Source organism: Microbacterium sp. PAMC21962 (genome assembly GCF_019443465.1).
Taxonomy (GTDB): Bacteria; Actinomycetota; Actinomycetes; order Actinomycetales; family Microbacteriaceae; genus Microbacterium; species Microbacterium hominis.
This window is the reverse complement of sequence record NZ_CP080381.1, coordinates 2,559,320-2,577,509: the sequence shown is the minus strand read 5'-3', so window position 1 is coordinate 2,577,509 and position 18,190 is coordinate 2,559,320. Positions and strand designations below refer to the sequence as shown.

Below are 18,190 nucleotides of genomic sequence, written 5' to 3'. Positions count from 1 at the left end.
ATCCCCCGGGTTGTGGAGGAGGGTGCGCGCCGTCGGCGGGTGCTCAGCCGCCGGCGCCGGGGGGCGTCCGGCGGGCGGCGTCGAGCTCGTCGACGTACAGCGAGCGCTCGTCGATCGTGCCGTTGCGGTAGGCCTGACGGCCGACCATGTGCGCCGACAACGGCGCGGTCGCCAGCTGCATCATCACGATGGGCACGAGGAAGGCGATGACGGGCCACGACCGCAGCGACAACGCGATCGCGAGGCAGATGAGGATGAGACCCAGCACCTGGGGCTTGGTGGCGGCGTGCAGCCGGGTGGGCACGTCGTGGAAGCGCAGGAGCCCGATCGCGGCGGTGATGCAGAGCAGCCCGCCGATCAGCACGAGCACGAGGGCGGCGGTGTCGAGGATCTCGTTCATCGGTCGGTGTTGTCCCTCCGCGCGACGAAACGGGCCACCGCGATCGAGCCGAACACGCCCACCGCCGCGATGATGAGCAGCGCCGGCAGCGAGCGGGTGTGATGGTTGATGACCATGTCGGCGCCGAGCGCGCACATCACCAGGGTCAGCAGCACGTCGGATGCCACGGCGCGGTCGAGGATCGACGGCCCGACGATGATCCGCCACAGCGTCAGGAGCCCGGCGATCGCGAAGACGACGTAGACGGCGACGATCAGAACGTTCATCGGCCCGCACCCCCTTCGCGCGGGCTCTGGGCACCCGCGGTGCGGATGGCGGCGAGCTGGGCGCGCGACCCCACGGCGCGGACGATACGCGACTCCCAGCCCTGCACCGCGCGGCGCTGGTTCTCCACGTCGCGGTCCGACGAGACGCCGATGACGTGCAGGTAGAGGATGCGACGGTCACGATCGACGTCGACGATGAGCGACCCCGGGATCAGCGAGGCGGTCACGCCGACGTGCGCCATGATCAGGTCGTCATCGGTGCGCAGCGGCACGGCGATGACCGCCGTGCCCGGGTAGCGCCGTGGGTTCAGCGTCTGCCAGGCGACCAGCAGCGAGCCGCGGATCAGCGCCAGGAAGAACATCACGACGAACACGGCCCCGTACCAGATGTTGACGCGGCCCGAGAGCTCCACGGGGGGAAGGCGGAAGACGCGGGTGACCACGATCGCGACGATCAGCCCCGTGACGGCGGCGAGCACCGTGAACTGTCCCCACAGCAGCATCCAGAGGGCGACGAGCCAGACGAAGAAGGGGAGCTGGCGCCACACGGCGGACGCGACCGAGGTGGACGGGCTCACGATCCGCCTCCTTCATCGAGCTGCACGAGCGTGACCGGCGTCAGGAGGGCGTCGCCGATGCTCGCGCACAGCGCGTACAGCGGTCCCGCGAAGATCGTGAGGGCGACCGTGACGGCGACCATTCCCGCGGTCGTCGCCGTCATGATGCGCGGAATGACGCGTCGCGCGCCCTCGTCGTCGGCGGCCGGGGCATCGCCGAGGTAGGAGATGCGGTCGACGACGCCGGTCTCCTCGGTGTGGTCGTCGTCCTCGCGCCAGAAGGCGAGGTTCCAGGCGCGCATGAGGGTGTAGAGCGTGAGCAGCGAGGTGACGATGCCGCCGATGATCAGCACGTACATCAGGGGCGTTCCCACCTCGGCGGCGGCGTCGAAGAGTGCGAGCTTGCCGATGAACCCCGAGAACGGCGGCAGACCGCCCAGGTTGATCGCCGGGATGAAGTAGAGCACGGCGATCACCGGCGCGGCGCGCATCAGCCCCTTGACCTTGAGGATCGAGGTCGATCCGGCCCGCCGCTCGATCAGTCCCACCGCGAGGAACAGGGTGGTCTGCACGATGATGTGGTGGACCATGTAGTAGATGGTCGCGCCGAGGGCCAGCGGGGTGGCGATGGCCAGTCCGAAGACCAGATAGCCGACGTGGCTGACGAGGGTGAACGACAGGATGCGCTTGAGCTCCGCCTGCGCCAACGCGCCGAGCACGCCCACGATCATCGTGGCGAGCGCGACGATCAGCAGCAGGGTGTTGACGTCGTTGTCGCGGAAGATCTGCGTCTCGGTGCGGATCATCGCGTAGACGCCGACCTTGGTCAGCAGGCCCGCGAACACCGCGGTGACGGGGGCCGGAGCGGTCGGGTACGAGTCCGGAAGCCAGAACGACAGCGGGAAGACCGCGGCCTTGATGCTGAAGGCGAGCAGCAGCATCAGGTGCAGCACGAGCTGCGTCGAGTCGGGCAGCTCGGTCATGCGCTCGGCGAGCTGCGCGATGTTGACGGTGCCCAGCGCGCCGTAGATCGCGGCGATCGCGGCGAGGAAGAGGATCGACGACACCAGCGACACCACGATGTACACGACGCCGGCGCGGATGCGGGACTCGGTGGATCCGAGGGTGATGAGCACGTACGAGGCCACGAGCAGGATCTCGAAACCGACGTAGAGGTTGAACAGGTCGCCCGCGATGAACGCGTTGAAGATGCCCGCCGACAGGATCAGGTAGGAGGGGTGGAAGATCGTGACGGGGGTGTCGTCGTCGCCGTCGGCGGCGCCCTGCCCGACCGAGAAGAGGAGGACCGCGAGCAGCACGATGCTCGAGATGACGACGAGCAACGCGGCGAGACGGTCGACGTACAGCACGATGCCGAACGGGATCGGCCAGCCGCCCACCGACACGGCGATCGCCTGCCCCGACGAATCGACGGTGTACAGGAGCACGGCGGCGATCGCCAGCACGAGCGTGAGGGTGACGACGGACACGCCGACCTGCACGCGGCGCTGACGACCGAAGACGAGCGCGATGCCGGCCCCGAGCAGGGGGAGGGCGACCAGGAGCGGGACGAGGGCGTTCACCGCGGCTCACCCCCCTCGTCGCGGCGACCTCGCGCGTCACCGCGCGGGCGGTCCACGGGGGCGTCGTCGCGGATGCCGTCGAGATCGCGGTGGTGCAGGACGGTGATCGGCGCCGTGTCGGTGCCGATGAAGTCGGTCGTCGCGTCGTCGTCCTCGTCCTCGATCGAGGTCTCGTCGTCCATCTGGTCTTCCTCGACGGTGCCGCGATCACGCACGGCGATGTCCTCTTCGTCGTCGACGACGGTGTCGGCTTGGCCGAGCTGCCACGACCGGTAGATGAGCGCCAGCAGGAAGGCCGACACGGCGAAGGTGATGACGATGGCCGTCAGGGTGAGCGCCTGCGGCAGCGGATCGCTCATCTCCTCGACATCGCCCGACCCGAAGAAGGAGGCGACGCCGGGACGGCCCATCACGATGAGCAGGAAGAGGTTGGTCGCGTTGCCGAGCAGCAGGAACCCGATCAGCACGCGGGTGAGGCTGCGCTCCAGCATCGCGTACACGCCGCACGCGAAGAGCACCGCCATGATGATGACGAGCACCGCGGACACCGTCATGAGACCGTCACCCCCCGCTCGCGCAGCTCCTGCGTCTGGCGGTCGACCTCGCCGCCGAGCGAACGCAGCACGTCGAGCACGAGGCCGATGACGACCAGGTAGACACCGATGTCGAAGAGGGTGGAGGTGACGAACTCGATGTGGCCGATGACGGGGATCTCCGTCTCCCAGAACCAGCTGGTCAGCGGCGGCAGACCGAACAGCAGCGGCACGACGGCGCACGCGACGGCCAGCGTCATGCCGGCGCCGAGGAGCCGTCCCGCGTCGGTCGGCGCGGCCGCGCCCAGCTCGTACCGGCCACCGGCGACGTAGCGCATGACCAGCGCCATGCCCGCGACGAGGCCGCCCGCGAACCCGCCGCCGGGGAGGTTGTGCCCGGCGAAGAGCAGATAGATCGAGACGACGATGATCGTGTGGAAGAGGATCCGGACGATGACCTCGAGCATGATCGACCGGTTCTCGGGGCGCACCTTCTGCCCGCCGACCAGCCAGGTCTGCCGTGTGCTGCCGGGAGCGCTCGCGCGCGGTCGGGGGCCCTCGTCGGTTTCGATGAGGGGTCGCCGGGTGCGCGTCGCGCCCGTGGGCAACGCCGAGATCGACCGCGAGATGAGATCCGAGCGGTGCGTGACGAACACGAGGGATGCCACGCCGGTCGCCGCCACGATGAGCACGGACAGCTCGCCCATGGTGTCCCAGCCGCGCAGGTCGACGAGCGCCACGTTGACGACGTTCTTGCCGTGGCCGAGTTCGTAGGCGAGCTCGGGGAAGCGCTCCGAGATGGGCGTCGCCACCCGGGCGCCGGTGGCCACCATCGCGACCATGGCCATCGTCGCCCCCACGGCGACCGCGAGGATCGCGCGCGCCAGCGGCAGCACCGACGCGTTGTGCTCGCCGAGTCGGGCGGGGATGCGGCGCAGCACCAGCGCGAAGGCCACGAGGGTGACCGTCTCGACGAGGATCTGCGTCAGGGCGAGGTCGGGTGCGCCGCTCGAGGCGAACAGCGCGATCATGCCGAGCCCGGTGGCCGAGACGAGCACGACGCCGGTGTAGCGCTTGCGTGCCCGGACGGCGAAGATCCCGGCGATGATCATGATCGGCGCGACGACCAGCTGCATGGGGGTCTGCCACGCGTCCAGCGAGATCTGCCACGACGGGCTCGCCAGCAGGGCGGTGCCCTCGGCGGCGACGAACACGACGAAGATCGTGCCCACGTACACCGGCAGCGACCCGCGCTGGGTGAACGTGGTGGTCCACACCGCCAGGCGCGCGATGACGCGCAGGGACGCGTTGTAGACGTCGGCCGCGGTGAAGGGCAGGATGCGGCGCGGGACGAGTCCGGTGCGCTGGGCCAGCCAGAACAGCACGGCACCGAGGGCGATGCTGCCGAGCGAGAGGAAGAGCGCGGGCTCCCATCCGTGCCAGAGCGCGAGGTGGTACGGGTACCCGTTCTCCCCGCCGGCGGCCGGAAGGGTGTCGGCGTAGCCGGAGAACGCGGCGTCGAGCAGCGGCGCGGCGAAGCCCGCGACGACGGTGAGTGCCGACAGCAGCACCGGCGCGGCGAGGAATCCCATCGGCGGGTCGGGCCACACCGTGACCGGCAGCGGCGTGCCGGCGGCATCCTTCTTCGTCCAGAACGCGCCCCACACGAACCGCAGGCCGTACGCCGTCGTCAGCACCGAGCCGAGCACGATCCCGACGAGCGGGATGAGGGCTTCCGGGCGCGACCCGCCTTCGAGCAGCGAGGTCAGCACGGCCTCCTTCGCCACGAATCCGACCGTGGGTGCCAGTCCCACCATCGAGGCGATCGCGATGATCGAGAAGACGGCCAGCGTCGGGGCCTGGCGGCCGACTCCGGACAACTCGCCGATGTCACGCGTGGAGAGCTGCCGGTCGATCACGCCCACGACCAGGAACAGCGACGACTTGAACAGCGCGTGGCCGATCAGCAGCGCGAGACCGGCGAGCGCCGAGTTGCGCTCCCCGTAGCCGAGGACGACGGTGAGCATGCCCAGCTGGCTGACGGTGCCGAACGCGAGGATGCGCTTGAGGTCCGACTCGCGCAACGCCTGGAGGCCGCCGAGCAGCATCGTGAACAGGCCCAGGCTGATCACGATCGGACGCCAGAACTCGCTGTGCGCGAAGGCCGGAGCGAGGCGGGCGATGAGGTAGATGCCCGCCTTCACCATCGCGGCCGCGTGCAGGTAGGCGCTCACCGGCGTCGGCGCCGCCATGGCGCCCGGGAGCCAGAAGTGGAAGGGGAAGATGGCCGACTTGCTGAGTGCGCCGACCAGCAGCAGCACGATCGCCACGTTCAGCAGACCTTCGCTTCCGGGCCTGAGCGTCGCGGTGCCGCCGACGATGGCGGCCAGGCTGTTGGTGCCGTAGATCACCGCCATCATGACCGCGCCGACGAACATGACGAGACCGCCGAGCGTCGTCACGAGCAGCGCCTGCAGCGCGGCACGGCGGCTCGCGCCACGCGCGTGGTAGAAGCCGATGAGGAGGTAGGACAGGATGCTGGTGATCTCCCAGAGCATCACGAGCACGATGATGTCGTCGGTCAGGACGAGGCCGTACATCGCTCCGGCGAAGCCGAGGAGGACGGCGGCGAACAGGCCGACGCCCTGCTTCTTGCCGTCGAAGTACCAGCGGCAGTAGATCAGCACGAGGGCTCCGACGCCGGTGACGATGAGCGTCATGAGCCAGCCCAGCGTGTCCATCCGCATCGACAGATCGATCCCGAGCTGCGGGATCCACGACACCGATTCCGTCGGCACCCGACCGGCGATGACTTCGGGGGTCATGAGCAGCGCGTGGACGAAGGCCACGACCGGCAGGACCGCCGCGACGAGGAACGCCCGTGGGCCGATGCGACCGAACAGCCATGGCAGCGACAGCGGAACGACCGCGAACGCAGCCAGGAGCACGAGCAATCTGGCCTCCTGACAGGTCGCGGGGGTCGGATTCCCAGTCTACCCGGCGTGCGGGCCTAGCCGACCCGCGCGGTGGTGTTGCCGAGGCGGAAGGTGGAGATCAGATCGACGGATGCGGGCTCCCGCCCGTCGAGCATGGCGGCGATCGCGGCGCCTGCGGCGCGGCCCTTGTCGGTGGCGGGCTGCACGAGAGTGGTCAGCTCGTAGGGGGCAAGGCCGTCCACGGGCACCCCGTCGAAACCGGTGACGCTGACGTCTTCGGGAACGCGCAGCCCCGCGTCCTCGGCCGCGCGGATGACGCCCGCGGCGAGCAGGTCGCTCTGCGCGATCACGGCCGTGGGACGCGTCCGCGGGTCGGCGAAGAGCACCCGTCCCGCCGCGAACCCGTCGTCGATGGAGCTGCCCCCCGTCGCGAGCGCGGGCGCGTCGGGGAAGACGTCGCGTGCGCCCTGCAGGCGATCGCGGGTGACGTCGACGGTGATGTCGGCGTCGGGCGCGATCCAGCCGACGGTGCCCGCGGCATCCTGCCAAAGGGTGACGATCGCCACACGCGTGTGGCCGAGGTCGCGGATGTGCTCGGCCGCCCGGCGCTCCGCCTCGCGGTTGTCGAGGGCGATGCGCGGGATGCCCTCGCCCGCGTCGCCCTCCACCACGACCACGGGGATGCCGCGCGCCAGCACGATCGGCAACGACTCCCGCAGCGACCCGTCGCATCCGATCAGGACGGCCGCGTCGATCGATGCCGTCGTGAGGGTGGGGGCGTTCTCGATGTCGAGCTCCGCGTCTCGGCGCAGCAGCAGCAGGCCGGCGCCGAGCGGAGCGACCGCCTCCGCCAGACCGTCCATGAGCAGCCGCTGCACGGGGTCGACGAACATGAAGTTGAGCGACGAGCCGACCACGACGGCGACGATGCCGCTGCGCCCCAGTCGCAGCGACGCCGCGCGCGGATCGGGACCCGTGTAGCCGAGCGAGGCGGCCGCGTCCATGACGCGCAGCCGAGTGGTGTCGGAGACCGGTGTCTTGCCGCTGAAGACGACGGACGCCGTCGACGGCGACACGCCCGCGACCCGAGCGACGTCGGCGATGGTGGCGCGGCGGTTCGTCACTCCCCGATGGTAACTCGCGTCAGAGGCGATCCGAAACGATTCGTCGAATCGTTTCGGCGGGGGTCGAATCGATTCGCTAAGGTGAAGTGTGATCACCAGAACCACGCTCGATCGTCGCGGACTCGTCCGATGGCGCACCGCGATCTTCACCCTGTTCCTCCTGAGCGGAGTGACGTTCGCGTCGTGGGCGTCGCGCCTGCCGGCCGTCAAGCAGAACCTGGGCATCGACGACTTCGAGGTCGGCATCCTGCTCTTCGCGATGGGCGCGGGCTCGCTCCTGGGAGTGATGTCCGCGAACGTCATCGTGGTGCGGTGGGGCGCCAAGCGAGGACTGTCGGTCACGATCGTCGGCGTCGCCGTCGGCCTCTTCCTCGCCGCCCTCGGCGTCGATGCGCTCTCCTCCTACGCGGTCGCCGTCGCGGGCCTCGCCATCCTCGGGCTGTGCTTCGGCGCGACCGACGTCATGATGAACGTCGAAGCGGCCGCCGTCGAGCAGGCCTTCGAGCGGACGCTGATGCCGCTGTTCCACGCGTTCTTCAGCCTCGGCACGGTCGCCGGGGCCGGCGTCGGCGTCGCGATGGCGGCGTGGGGCGTCGGGGCCTCCTGGCACCTCGGCACGGTCGCCGTGGTCTGGCTGATCGTGACCGCCAACGCGTTGCGCGCGATCCCCGCGCAGGCGCTGGCTGTCGTCGACTCCGAGGCCGTGGCCCCGTCGCGGGGCGCGCGGTTGCACGCGGCCCTGGAGGTGTGGCGCGACCCGCGCACCTACGCCATCGGCGCCATCATCCTCGGCATGGCCTTCGCCGAAGGCAGCGCCAACGACTGGCTGACCATCGCCGTGGTCGACGGCCACGGCGAGTCGGAGGCGATCGGCGCGATCTTCCTCACCGTGTTCTCCGTGTCGATGACCGTCTTCCGCGCCGCCGGCGGCCCGCTCGTCGACCGCATCGGACGCGTGTGGACCCTCCGCGCCCTCTCGATCGCGGCGGGCCTCGGCCTGATCGTGTTCATCCTCGCGCCCAACCTCCCGCTTGCCTTCGTGGGTGTCGCGCTGTGGGGCGCCGGCGCCTCGCTCGGCTTCCCGCTCGGCATGTCGGCGGCGGCGGACGACCCCCGCAAGGCCGCCGCGTCGGTGTCGGCCGCGGCGACGATCGGCTACGTCGCCTTCCTGTGCGGGCCGCCCGTCCTGGGCTGGGTCAGCCACCAGATCGGCATCCTGAACACCCTCTGGATCATCGTGGCGCTCATCGCGATGAGCGGCTTCGCCTCCGGAGCGGCCAAGCCCATCGCCGGCTCGAAGGTCGGCGTCGGCCACCACTGACTCGCGCGTCCGAGGGCGGATGCCGCCTCCCGGGAGCCGTGGATGAGTGAACGGATGTCGGAGGGTCGCGAGACGATCGAGGTATGACGGACGTCGCGCCGGGGGGCGTCATGGAGGCCGGCAGCGGTGGCCGGTTCGTGGCCGCGCTGGCGGGTCTCGTCGACGAGACCGACGCGGTGGCTCGTGCGGCGACGGCGGCACAGGTGGCCGAGGTGCGGGTGCTCGCGCGCGCCGGTCGGCTGGCAGAGCAGGAGACCGCGACCCTGCGCGGGTCGGTACGCGAGCACGACATGGTGCTGCGCTCGATCGCCGCGGAGCTCGGCGGGGTGCTGCGGGTGACCGACCGCACGGTGCAGCAGCGCATCGGTGAGGCGCGCGAACTCGTCGAGGGCTTTGCGGCGACACTTCAGGCGTGGGAGTCGGGGAGGATCACGCGCGGTCATGTCCGCGTGATCGTCGACGCCGGTGGGCCTGGCCGAGAGGATATCTCTCCCAGCCGGAACGAATCATGACATAGCCAGAGCCATCCACCCTGCGTGTCAGCAGAGCGTGACGTAGGGCGACCAAGCAGTCCATGCACTGGTCGTGAGTCCACCCTGGACCTGAACACACGTCGACCCGGGAGCGTAAACCTGGTAACCGTACGCCCAGCCGCCGGGGTAAAGGTCGCTGCTTGTGATGGCGCCCGAGTCGGGCAGAGATCCTTGCGCGTAACGACGGATGTACGTCTTACTTAAGGCATCCGAGGTGCCGCTGTTGTAGACGCGTACCCAGTTCGTCTGACAACTCGGCGAGTAGCGGACCTCCATGTACCCGACGAGAGGCCCCGACCCGTTGGCGTACAGGTTGTAGGTCTTGATGGGGTAAGAGCCGCTTGCGCAGTAGTCGGGCCCGCCTGCCGGATCGGTGTTGTCGAACCCTGTCCCCGAAGTTGCGGATGCTGGGACGGCGGTTGAGCCGACGAGGAGAGCGACCAGTGCTGCTCCTATGGTGATTCGCTTGCCGAAACTGAGGCGCATAGCTAATCCCTTCTTCAATGCAACGTCCGTCGCGTTGGTGGGTCTCTGCGCGACTCATGGCTTCGCGGAACACGGGGCCAACTCCCGATGAGGCTCAAGTTAGCCGTCGCCATTGAGGCGATGAATCCCACAAATGAGTGAAACCGCCGTACGCCGTGGCGACGCTGAAGCGTGGCCTCGTAGAGGTCGACTCCCTGACGGCAGCGCACTCCGAGTATGTCGCTGCGTGGGTGCCCCTGAGAGCCATCGATATGGGGGGTGGACGGTAGCGTAGGGTCAAGCCGCAAAGCACGGGAGGAAGCGTTGGGTCGCTACAACCTTGAGCAGCTCGGACCCGTTGGCTTCCAGGATCTGGCGGCGTCTCTCGCACTTGCCGTGTTCGGCCCAGGCGTTCAGACACTTGGCTCTGGACGAGACGGTGGCCGCGATATGACCTGCACGGGACGCACGCAGTGGCCCTCCGAAGGCGATGCACGCGGTGAGATCTGGGACGGATACACCGTGGGATTCGTCACGAGTCCTTCACCACCCGATCACGATCGCCCCCCGCGGGAGTCTCCCCCACCGTTCTGACGGTCACCCAGCGATGCCCCGGTGCTACCGCGGCGATGATCGCCCCCCGGAGACTGCGAGACTGGACGGGTGCGTCTCATCATCGCCCGCTGCTCCGTCGACTACTCCGGACGGCTGAACACCCATCTTCCGCTCGCCACGCGTCTCATCATGATCAAGGCCGACGGGACGGTCGCGTTCCATCGAGACATCCAACACGCCCCCCTCAACTGGATGAGCCCGCCCTGCACGCTCACCGTCGAGGTGCCGGATGCCGAGTCGATCGCCGCCGGCGTGCAGGAGCACTGGCGGGTGACGCACGCGAAGACCGGCGACGCCCTGCTGGTGCGCATCTACGAGGTGCTGCACGACTCCTCGCACGAGCTGGGCGTCGACCCCGGACTGCAGAAGGACGGCGTCGAGGCCGACCTGCAGCGTCTGCTGGCCGAGCAGGTCGAGGTCATCGGCGACGGGCTCACCCTCGTGCGTCGCGAGTTCCCGACGGCGATCGGACCCGTCGACCTGCTGCTGCGCAACCCCGCGGGCGGCACGATCGCCGTCGAGGTGAAGCGTCGCGGCGACATCGACGGCGTGGAGCAGCTCACCCGCTACCTCGACCTGTTGAACCGCGACCCGCACCTCGCACCGGTGGCGGGCGTGTTCGCGGCGCAGGAGATAAAGCCGCAGGCCAAGACGCTCGCCGGCGACCGCGGCATCCGTTGCGTGACCCTCGACTACGAGGGCATGAAGGGCATCGAGTCGGGCGCGCCGCGGCTGTTCTGACGCCGGCATCCGCGCCCGCGGGACCGCGGTCTGCGTCGGCGCTCCCGCTCGTTAGGCTGAGGGCATGGCGTTGAGATCTCCGTGGACCTGTGTGCTGTGGGACGTCGACGGGACTCTCGTCGACGCCTCCGATGGGATCCTGCGTCGTCTGACCACCGCGCTGGAGCACTTCGGCAAGCCCGCGCCGACGCGCGAGGAGCTCGTCCACTGGATCGGTCCGCCGATGTTCGAATCGTTCCAGACCAACGTGGGGATGTCGCCCGCCGAGGCCACCGAGGCGGTCGCCTTCTACCGCACCCTCGGGAAGGCCGACGGCTACACGACCGGAGCGCGGCTCTACCCCGGGGTCGCCGACATCATCGCCGAGCTGGACGACGCGGGCGTCGCTCAGGCCACGGCGAGCTCGAAGCCGGAGGTGCAGGTGGTCGCCCTCATGGAGCACTTCGACCTAGCCCCGCACCTGCAGGCGATGGCCGGATCGACGCCCGATGAGAAGACCCTCGCGTCGAAGTCGGACATCGTCGCCGAGGCACTGCGGCGCCTGCGCGCCGCGGGAGCCGACACGAGCCGGCCCGTCCTGATCGGCGACCGGCACCACGATGTCGACGGCGGTGCGGCACAGGGAGTGCCGGTGATCTTCGTGCGATGGGGATTCAGCTGGCCGCACGAGGCGGACGGCGCAGCGGCGGCCGTCGACGACGCCGCGCAGTTGCGCGCGCTCCTCCTCATCGACGACGCGGCATCCGCTCCCGCGGATTGACGTCGACCGCGTGGGCGATCGATGACCCGACGCAGAACCGTCACCACGGGGGCGGGCTCACGCGCCGAAGGAGCCGCCGCCGCACCGTGACGGTGGGCGACGGCTCACGCCGACGTGAAAACGGCCCGCTCGGAAGCGGGCCGTTCAACTCACAGGGGGCGGATGTTCTCCGCCTGCAGGCCCTTGGGGCCCTGGGCGATCTCGAACTCGACGCGCTGGTTCTCCTCGAGCGAGCGGTAACCGCCCGACTGGATGGCGGAGTAGTGGGCGAAGACGTCAGCGCCGCCCTCATCGGGAGCGATGAACCCGAAGCCCTTCTCCGAGTTGAACCACTTGACGGTACCGCTGGTGCTCATGAACTGCCTTACTGACGTGCGACGACGACGCGACTGCGCCGACGGGGTCCACGCTAACGGTCGGCATCCTCGCGCGCAGTACCAGATGAGACAAGGTGACACAAACGTTGCAAGAACTCCGCCGAAAGTGGCAACGCCGCCGCCCCGGCGCAGGGGTCCTCGGGGTGTTTCCGGGCGCAGCCGGACGTACACTCTTCCCAGCGATGTCCCCGAAACTCTCGCCCATCGATCACAGCGATCTGACCAGCGGCGTCAGCCTCAGCGATGAGGTCTACGCCCGCATCGGCGCGGCGATCCTCGACGGCACCCTCGCGCCCGGCGAGCGCCTGCGCGACGTCGACATCGCGACGCAGTTGGGCATCTCCCGCACCCCGGTGCGGGAGGCGCTGCAGCGGCTCGAGCGATTCGGCCTCGTGGAGGTCGCCGTCGGCCGCTACACCCGCGTCTCCGTCCCGGACGACCGCGTGCGCCGTGAGACCGGGGTCTTCACGGCCTACCTCATGGGCAACGCCGTCCGCCTCGCGCTCAGCGCCGCGACGGACGAGGAACTGGCCGTGATCGTCGCGACAGCGGATGCCGTCGTCGACAGCGCCCGCGCGGAGGACGTCGCCCTCCTCTTCGCGAAGTGCACCGAGATGTTCGAGCTGGTGACCCGCGCCACGCACAACTCGGTGTTCATCGGCGTCGTGCGCGAAGCCGCGCTCGCCATCGAACGCAACCTGCGGGGGTGGGAGCCCTTCCTCGCCGACACGGTCCGACGCGTGGACCTCTTCGTGCGGCTGCGCGCACAGATGCACGCCCGCGACGGCGCCGGGGCGGAGCAGAGCCTGCGGGAGCTGCACGGCGTCGCCTGATCCGGGCCGAACCGACTCGCCGGCATCCGCAAGACGTCGCGAGACGGCCTGTCGCATCATCCATTTGAATGAAAGACGCCCACGGGTCTCGGCGGCGGGATGCCGAGGCGCGCGGCCTCGGATCCGCATGATCACGCGGATCCGAGGCACCGGGAGGCCCTCAGAGGCACCGCCGCCGGCTGTCGACGTGGGCGGAGAGCGCCACCCACGGCGCGCACAATGTGCTCGCCGATACAGGACTTCGCCCGAGGAGACGCCGTGGACGCCGCACATGCTGCCTTCGCCCGCGCGGACGCGTTGTTCTACGACAAGCCCGGCCGACGCGACACGGACTCGTCGGCACGGTTCGAGGTGCCGGACTCCCGGGACTGGACCCTGTGGACCCGCGTCGACGACGACCATTGGACCCACTGGCTGCCGCGCACGGCGGGCCTTCCCGACCAGGGCTGGAAGATCCACGTCAGCGTCGTGCCCGCCACCGCCGCGGCGACCCTCGATGCGGTCGCGGCCTTCTGCCACCATCATCTCCTCGCCTTCAAGCACGTGCGCAGCCGCCTGCACCTCGGCTTCAGCCTCGCCAAGGACGCGGATCGCGGCGCGGCGGGAAAGTTCATCACCGTCTATCCGCCCGACGATCACCGCCTCCGCGTGGCGCTCGAGGGTCTCGATGCGCTCATCGGCGGATGCCCGGGGCCCTACATCCTCTCCGACGTGCGCTGGCGGCAGGGTCCGCTGTTCGTCCGCTACGGCGCGTTCCTCACCCAGACCGTCGTCCACGAGGGCCGCTCGGTGCCCGCGCTGCGCGATCTGCGCACCGGCGAGCTCGTGCCCGACGTGCGGGCGCCGTCCTTCCGCTGTCCCGACTGGGTGCGCCCGCCGGCGTTCCTGCAGGAGGAGATCGACGCCCTCGGCGACATGACGCCGCCGCCCGGGTTCCCGCGGATCACGGCCGCGCTGCACCACTCCAACGCGGGCGGCGTCTACGCCGCGATGATCGACGATCGGCCTGTCGTCCTGAAGGAGGCCCGGCCCCACAGCGGATGGACCCCCGACGGCCGCGACGCGGTGGACCGCCTCGTCGACGAGGAGCGCACGCTCGCGCGCATCCCGGACTCGGTCTCGGCGCCGCGTTCCGTAGGGGTGCTCCGCGCGCACGGCCATCGTTTCCTCGCGCTCGAGCACGTCGCCGGGTCGTCGTTGATGGATGCCGTGGTGTTGCGCAACCCGCTGACGGATCGCACGAGCACCCCCGCGGACATCGCGTCGTATCGCGAGTGGGCGCTCGGCGTGGGCGCGGAGCTCCGGCGGCAGGTGCGCCGACTCCACGCCTCCGGGCTGACCCACGGCGACCTGCATCCGCGCAACGTGCTCGTCACCGACGACGGGGCCGTGTCTCTGCTCGACTTCGAGATGTCGCTTCCGGTGTCGGCACGCGCCGGTGCGCCGGTGGGCGCACCGGGTTTCGTCGCCCCCGGGTCGCCCTCGCCGCGGGCGCGGGACGAGTACGCGCTCGCGTGCGTCGAGCTGTTCATGTTCCTGCCCCTCACCGCGCTGCTGCCGTTGGACGCCGACAAGGCGCACCAGCTGCTGCGCACGGCGAGCGAGCACTTCGACCTCGACGATCGGTGGGTGGCCGACCGGGCCCGCGTGCTCGAGCGCGCGACGCGTGGGCGCGGCCGGCGGCGCGCACGACCGGATGCGCCGCGGGCGACGATGGACGAGATCGCGCACACCCTCTCCCGCGACGGCGTCCCCGACCGCGACGACCGGCTGTGGCCCGGCGATCCCCGCCAGTTCGAGGAGCCACCGTATGCGCTCGGCTTCGGCGCCCTCGGGGTGGGGGCCGCGCTGGCCGCTGCCGGGGTCGCGCTCAGCGAGGCGCAGCGCGACTGGGTCCGCGACGCCCTCTCGGGCGATCTGTCGCGTGAGCCCATCGGACTGATGAACGGCCTGGCCGGTGCAGTGTGGGGATGCCGCGCCGTCGGCATGCCGGACGTCGCCGACCACCTCCTCGACGAGATCGTCCGCCGCGACTGGCGCGAGCTCGACGCGACGCTGTACTCCGGCATCCCGGGCGTCGCCCTGACCTTGCTCGCCGATGCCGACGAGCACCCGCGGTGGGGCGTCGCGGCGAGTGCGATGGGACGGCTGCTGCGCGACCGCCTCGACGCCGCCCCGCATCGAGACCGCGTCGCGACGAGCCGCGGCGGACTGTTCGCGGGCGCGACCGGGACGGCGCTCCTCGGTCTCCGGCTGTACGAGACCTACGGAGACCGCACCCACCTCGACCTCGCCGCGCACGCTCTCGACGTCGACCTCGCCACCCTCACCGCGGCGCCGGACGGCGGGCTGCACGTGAATGAGGGCTGGCGGCTCATCCCCTATCTCGGCTACGGGTCCGCGGGCATCGGGCTGGTCCTCGCGCAGTTCCTCGACGTGACTCCGGGAGCGGACCGGCACCATCGCGCCCTCGACGGCATCCTCGCCGCCGCGACGGGTCCGTTCAGCGTGCAGGCCGGCCTGCTCCACGGCCGCGCAGGGCTCATCCACGTGCTCGCGGAGGCGGAGCGGCTCGGTTTCGGGTCGGTCGACGCCCGCCGAGCGCGCGAGCGGCACGTGGCCGCCCTCGACCTGCACACCGTGCGCGGAGCCGGCGCGGGCGAGGTGCGCTTCGCGGGTGACGGTCTGATGCGGGCCTCGTGCGATCTCGCGTCCGGAGCCGCGGGCGTCCTCGTCGCGCTCACGAGTCACACCGCGGCGGGAGAAGGTGTGGGGACACTCCCGGGGGCCCTCGGATTCCTCGGGCCGTTCGGATCACGCGCACGGCGTGATCCCCGACGAGGGAAGGGAGGTGAGAGGGATGGGGTTCCTTCTCTCCCTGCAGGCGCTGGAGGGCGAACACGGTGACGGTCATGGTGCCGTCGGCGTCAGTCACGTCAGCAGTGCGTGCAACAGCAGCTTCTCCAGCGTCTGCTGAGCACAGAGCGCTCCCGTACTGTCGTGACATGACGAGTCACGATCCCGCCGGGGCGTCGGCGCTGCTGACGCCCCGGCGATACGACATCCTCGGCTCCCGTCGCACCGCGGTGCTCTTCTCGGTCACGGTGTTCGTCACGACGCTCATCCAGGTGCTCTCCAACCCGGTCTCGCTCCTGATGGAGGGCTACATGTCCTGGGAGCTGCCGCTTCCGGAGTGGGCGGTGATGACGGTCATCGTCGCCGGATGCGCCGTGCAGTCGGTGGCCCTCGTATGGGCCGAGCGGATGCCGCACCAGGCGGTGCTGATCACGGTGGCCACCTACCTGCTGATCGCCGTCGGGCTGCAGATCCCGTCGTGGCTGTCGGCCATGTACCTCGTGATCTCGGCCGCCCTCTTCCTCCTCGCCACCCGACTCAGCGCCCTCGCCACCGTGCTGTGGACATCGGGGGTGATCGCCGCGGTCGTGATCGCCCTCTTCCTCGCACTGCTCAGTTGGGGACGCAGCGTCGGCGAGGCGCAGGCGTACGTGCTGCGCGAGTCGGCGGGGTTCACGATGCCGGCGATCGCCGTCGCGGCGCTGGGCCTGTGGTGGGGGACGCAGGCGCGACGCGTGGAGCGCGCGAGCGAGGAGGCCGCCCTGGCGAAGCAGGAGCACGATCGGCGTATCGAAGAGGCGCAGCGCGCGGAGCGGGCACGCATCGCGCAGGAGCTGCACGACGTCGCCGGCCAGCACCTCGCCGGTCTCATCACGCTCGCCGAGGCGGCGGCGACCCTCGTCGACACCCAGCCCCAGCGGGCGATGGAGCTGGTGGCGTCGGTGAAGAACGAAGGCAGGTTCGCGGCCGCGAGCGTCACCGGTGCGCTCTCCGATCTGCGCGCGACCGGCGCCGAGCCGCCGTCGAAGACCGCCGACCTGCGGCGCGCGTGGGAGCTCGCCGAGTACTGGGACCGGATCGGGATGTCGGTCGAGGTGGACGTCGTCGGTTCCCTCGACGACCTTCCGGTCGTCGTCTCCAGCACCGCGTACCGCGCGCTCCAGGAGGCGCTGACGAACGTCGCGAAGCACGCCGCGGGTGCGCCCGTGCGGGTCCGGATCCGCGTCGACGCCTTCCTCGACATGGTCATCGAGAACGACGCGGACGGCGGACGGGTCAAGCCGGCCTCCGACGTCGGCCTCGGATGGGGGTTGGCGTCGATGCACGAGAGGACGCTCCTGCTGCGCGGCACCCTCACGGCGGGCCCCGTCGCCGGAGGCGGGTGGCGTGTGCACCTGCGGGTGCCGCTGAACGAGGAGGCGCTCGTGAGGGATCGACGATGACGGCGGCCCCCGCCCGCATCCGCGTGCTCATCGCCGACGACAATCGAGCGGTGCGACTGGGCATGCGGCTGCAGCTCGACAGCGTCCCCGACATCCTCGTCGTCGGGGAAGCGGCCAACGGCGCCGACGCGCTCACCGCCGCGCGCACCGAGCGGCCGGACGTGGTCCTGATGGACCTGCAGATGCCCGGCGTCGACGGCATCGAGGCGACCCGTCAGCTCACCGCACCGGATGCCGAGCACCCGGCGGCCGTCGTGGTGATGACGAGCTTCGCCGTCGACGGATACGTGCGCGACGCGCTGGATGCCGGCGCGGCGGGCTACCTGCTCAAGACGCACGACTCGCACTACCTCGTCGACGCGATCCGCGCGGCGGCGCGTGGGGAGGCCGTGGTCTCGCCCCGGATGATGGCCCCCGTCCTCAAGGAGTTCGTGCGCCGCGGGCGTCCCGCGTCGGGCGACGCGCTCCCCTCGTCGCTGTCGCCCGCCGAGCGCCGTGTGGTCTCGATCCTCGCGAGCGGGGTGACGAGCAACGAGGACATCGCGGCGCATCTGAAGGTCTCGGCGCACACGGTGCGGTCGCAGTTGCAGTCCGCCATGCGCAAGACCGGCGTCGCCGACCGGACGCAGCTCGCGCTGTGGGCGGTGCGCCGCGGCCTGGAGCGGGACGAGGCGTAGGTCGCGGCGCGCGCGGTCGCGTCGATGAGAAGAGACCCGAGGAAAGAACGGGGAAGGGAACCGGGAAGGGCGGAGGCTCTCATGGTTCCCCCCTTCCCGGCCGGGCCCTTCGACCCCTCACCGGACGTGCCGGTGCTGCGCCGCCCCCGCGGCGCCGTCTGCGAGTGGCGA

Annotated in this window: 16 protein-coding genes; 8 read left to right on the top strand and 8 right to left on the bottom strand. The window is 70.5% G+C overall.

From position 1 onward, the window contains the following. Positions 1–43: 43 nt before the first annotated feature. From mnhG to KY498_RS12310, 7 genes are read right to left on the bottom strand one after another with little or no spacing between them, the layout of a single operon-like run. Positions 44–400, bottom strand: coding sequence for a monovalent cation/H(+) antiporter subunit G (mnhG, locus tag KY498_RS12340; RefSeq protein WP_060959635.1), 357 nt, complete (start codon positions 398–400; stop codon positions 44–46). After that, positions 397–666 (bottom strand): monovalent cation/H+ antiporter complex subunit F, encoded by a 270-nt coding sequence (locus tag KY498_RS12335; protein WP_060959634.1) that lies wholly within the window; start codon positions 664–666, stop codon positions 397–399. Before KY498_RS12335 ends, mnhG begins: the two co-directional genes overlap by 4 nt. After that, entirely contained in the window at positions 663–1,244 is a 582-nt protein-coding gene (locus KY498_RS12330; RefSeq protein WP_060959633.1) for a Na+/H+ antiporter subunit E, read from the bottom strand. The genes KY498_RS12335 and KY498_RS12330 overlap by 4 nt, the downstream gene beginning before the upstream one ends. Continuing rightward, entirely contained in the window at positions 1,241–2,806 is a 1,566-nt protein-coding gene (locus KY498_RS12325; RefSeq protein WP_060959632.1) for a Na+/H+ antiporter subunit D, read from the bottom strand. Before KY498_RS12325 ends, KY498_RS12330 begins: the two co-directional genes overlap by 4 nt. After that, entirely contained in the window at positions 2,803–3,360 is a 558-nt protein-coding gene (locus KY498_RS12320) for a Na(+)/H(+) antiporter subunit C (RefSeq protein ID WP_061782378.1), read from the bottom strand. The genes KY498_RS12325 and KY498_RS12320 overlap by 4 nt, the downstream gene beginning before the upstream one ends. Beyond that, positions 3,357–6,293, bottom strand: a complete 2,937-nt coding sequence (locus KY498_RS12315) for a Na+/H+ antiporter subunit A (RefSeq protein WP_061782377.1) — start codon at positions 6,291–6,293, stop codon at positions 3,357–3,359. The genes KY498_RS12320 and KY498_RS12315 overlap by 4 nt, the downstream gene beginning before the upstream one ends. A gap of 56 nt (positions 6,294–6,349) precedes the next feature. Beyond that, positions 6,350–7,399 carry a LacI family DNA-binding transcriptional regulator gene (locus KY498_RS12310; protein WP_060959629.1) on the bottom strand — a complete coding sequence of 350 codons (1,050 nt, stop codon included), beginning with the start codon at positions 7,397–7,399 and terminating at the stop codon, positions 6,350–6,352. Positions 7,400–7,487: 88 nt separating this feature from the next. On the opposite strand from KY498_RS12310, the gene KY498_RS12305 reads away from it, so the two are divergent. The 4 genes from KY498_RS12305 to KY498_RS12290 all read left to right on the top strand — a co-directional run bounded on the left by KY498_RS12305 (position 7,488) and on the right by KY498_RS12290 (position 11,834). Beyond that, complete coding sequence (locus tag KY498_RS12305) at positions 7,488–8,720, top strand: MFS transporter (RefSeq protein WP_061782376.1); 1,233 nt, start codon at positions 7,488–7,490, stop codon at positions 8,718–8,720. A gap of 83 nt (positions 8,721–8,803) precedes the next feature. Then, positions 8,804–9,232 (top strand): hypothetical protein, encoded by a 429-nt coding sequence (locus KY498_RS12300; protein ID WP_191009242.1) that lies wholly within the window; start codon positions 8,804–8,806, stop codon positions 9,230–9,232. A gap of 1,149 nt (positions 9,233–10,381) precedes the next feature. Beyond that, positions 10,382–11,074 carry an endonuclease NucS gene (gene nucS, locus KY498_RS12295; protein ID WP_101307077.1) on the top strand — a complete coding sequence of 231 codons (693 nt, stop codon included), beginning with the start codon at positions 10,382–10,384 and terminating at the stop codon, positions 11,072–11,074. 64 nt (positions 11,075–11,138) lie between these two features. Continuing rightward, a complete protein-coding gene (locus tag KY498_RS12290) occupies positions 11,139–11,834 on the top strand; it encodes an HAD hydrolase-like protein (protein WP_060959626.1) in 696 nt (231 codons plus the stop codon). Positions 11,835–11,983: 149 nt separating this feature from the next. Here the strand turns inward: KY498_RS12290 and KY498_RS12285 are convergent, their stop codons facing one another. After that, positions 11,984–12,190, bottom strand: a complete 207-nt coding sequence (locus KY498_RS12285) for a cold-shock protein (RefSeq protein WP_028496198.1) — start codon at positions 12,188–12,190, stop codon at positions 11,984–11,986. 203 nt (positions 12,191–12,393) lie between these two features. Here KY498_RS12285 and KY498_RS12280 point away from each other — a divergent pair, with 203 nt between their 5' ends. The 4 genes from KY498_RS12280 to KY498_RS12265 all read left to right on the top strand — a co-directional run bounded on the left by KY498_RS12280 (position 12,394) and on the right by KY498_RS12265 (position 18,019). Then, on the top strand, positions 12,394–13,044 hold the full coding sequence (locus tag KY498_RS12280; RefSeq protein WP_060959625.1) for a GntR family transcriptional regulator: 651 nt from the start codon (positions 12,394–12,396) through the stop codon (positions 13,042–13,044). 258 nt (positions 13,045–13,302) lie between these two features. Further along, positions 13,303–15,951, top strand: a complete 2,649-nt coding sequence (gene lanKC, locus KY498_RS12275; RefSeq protein ID WP_191009243.1) for a class III lanthionine synthetase LanKC — start codon at positions 13,303–13,305, stop codon at positions 15,949–15,951. A gap of 98 nt (positions 15,952–16,049) precedes the next feature. Further along, positions 16,050–17,342, top strand: a complete 1,293-nt coding sequence (locus KY498_RS12270; RefSeq protein ID WP_060959623.1) for a sensor histidine kinase — start codon at positions 16,050–16,052, stop codon at positions 17,340–17,342. Continuing rightward, positions 17,339–18,019: a response regulator transcription factor gene (locus KY498_RS12265; protein WP_191009244.1), complete on the top strand. Its 681-nt coding sequence runs from the start codon at positions 17,339–17,341 to the stop codon at positions 18,017–18,019. The genes KY498_RS12270 and KY498_RS12265 overlap by 4 nt, the downstream gene beginning before the upstream one ends. Positions 18,020–18,190: the final 171 nt, after the last annotated feature.

What these genes read in the sequence shown, in the direction of transcription:
- KY498_RS12285 (WP_028496198.1), bottom strand. Translation starts at nt 12,190, where the DNA reads ATGAGCACCAGCGGTACCGTCAAGTGGTTCAACTCGGAGAAGGGCTTC.
- mnhG (WP_060959635.1), bottom strand. Translation starts at nt 400, where the DNA reads ATGAACGAGATCCTCGACACCGCCGCCCTCGTGCTCGTGCTGATCGGC.
- KY498_RS12335 (WP_060959634.1), bottom strand. Translation starts at nt 666, where the DNA reads ATGAACGTTCTGATCGTCGCCGTCTACGTCGTCTTCGCGATCGCCGGG.
- KY498_RS12300 (WP_191009242.1), top strand. Translation starts at nt 8,804, where the DNA reads ATGACGGACGTCGCGCCGGGGGGCGTCATGGAGGCCGGCAGCGGTGGC.
- KY498_RS12320 (WP_061782378.1), bottom strand. Translation starts at nt 3,360, where the DNA reads ATGACGGTGTCCGCGGTGCTCGTCATCATCATGGCGGTGCTCTTCGCG.
- KY498_RS12290 (WP_060959626.1), top strand. Translation starts at nt 11,139, where the DNA reads ATGGCGTTGAGATCTCCGTGGACCTGTGTGCTGTGGGACGTCGACGGG.
- KY498_RS12280 (WP_060959625.1), top strand. Translation starts at nt 12,394, where the DNA reads ATGTCCCCGAAACTCTCGCCCATCGATCACAGCGATCTGACCAGCGGC.
- KY498_RS12265 (WP_191009244.1), top strand. Translation starts at nt 17,339, where the DNA reads ATGACGGCGGCCCCCGCCCGCATCCGCGTGCTCATCGCCGACGACAAT.
- KY498_RS12270 (WP_060959623.1), top strand. Translation starts at nt 16,050, where the DNA reads ATGACGAGTCACGATCCCGCCGGGGCGTCGGCGCTGCTGACGCCCCGG.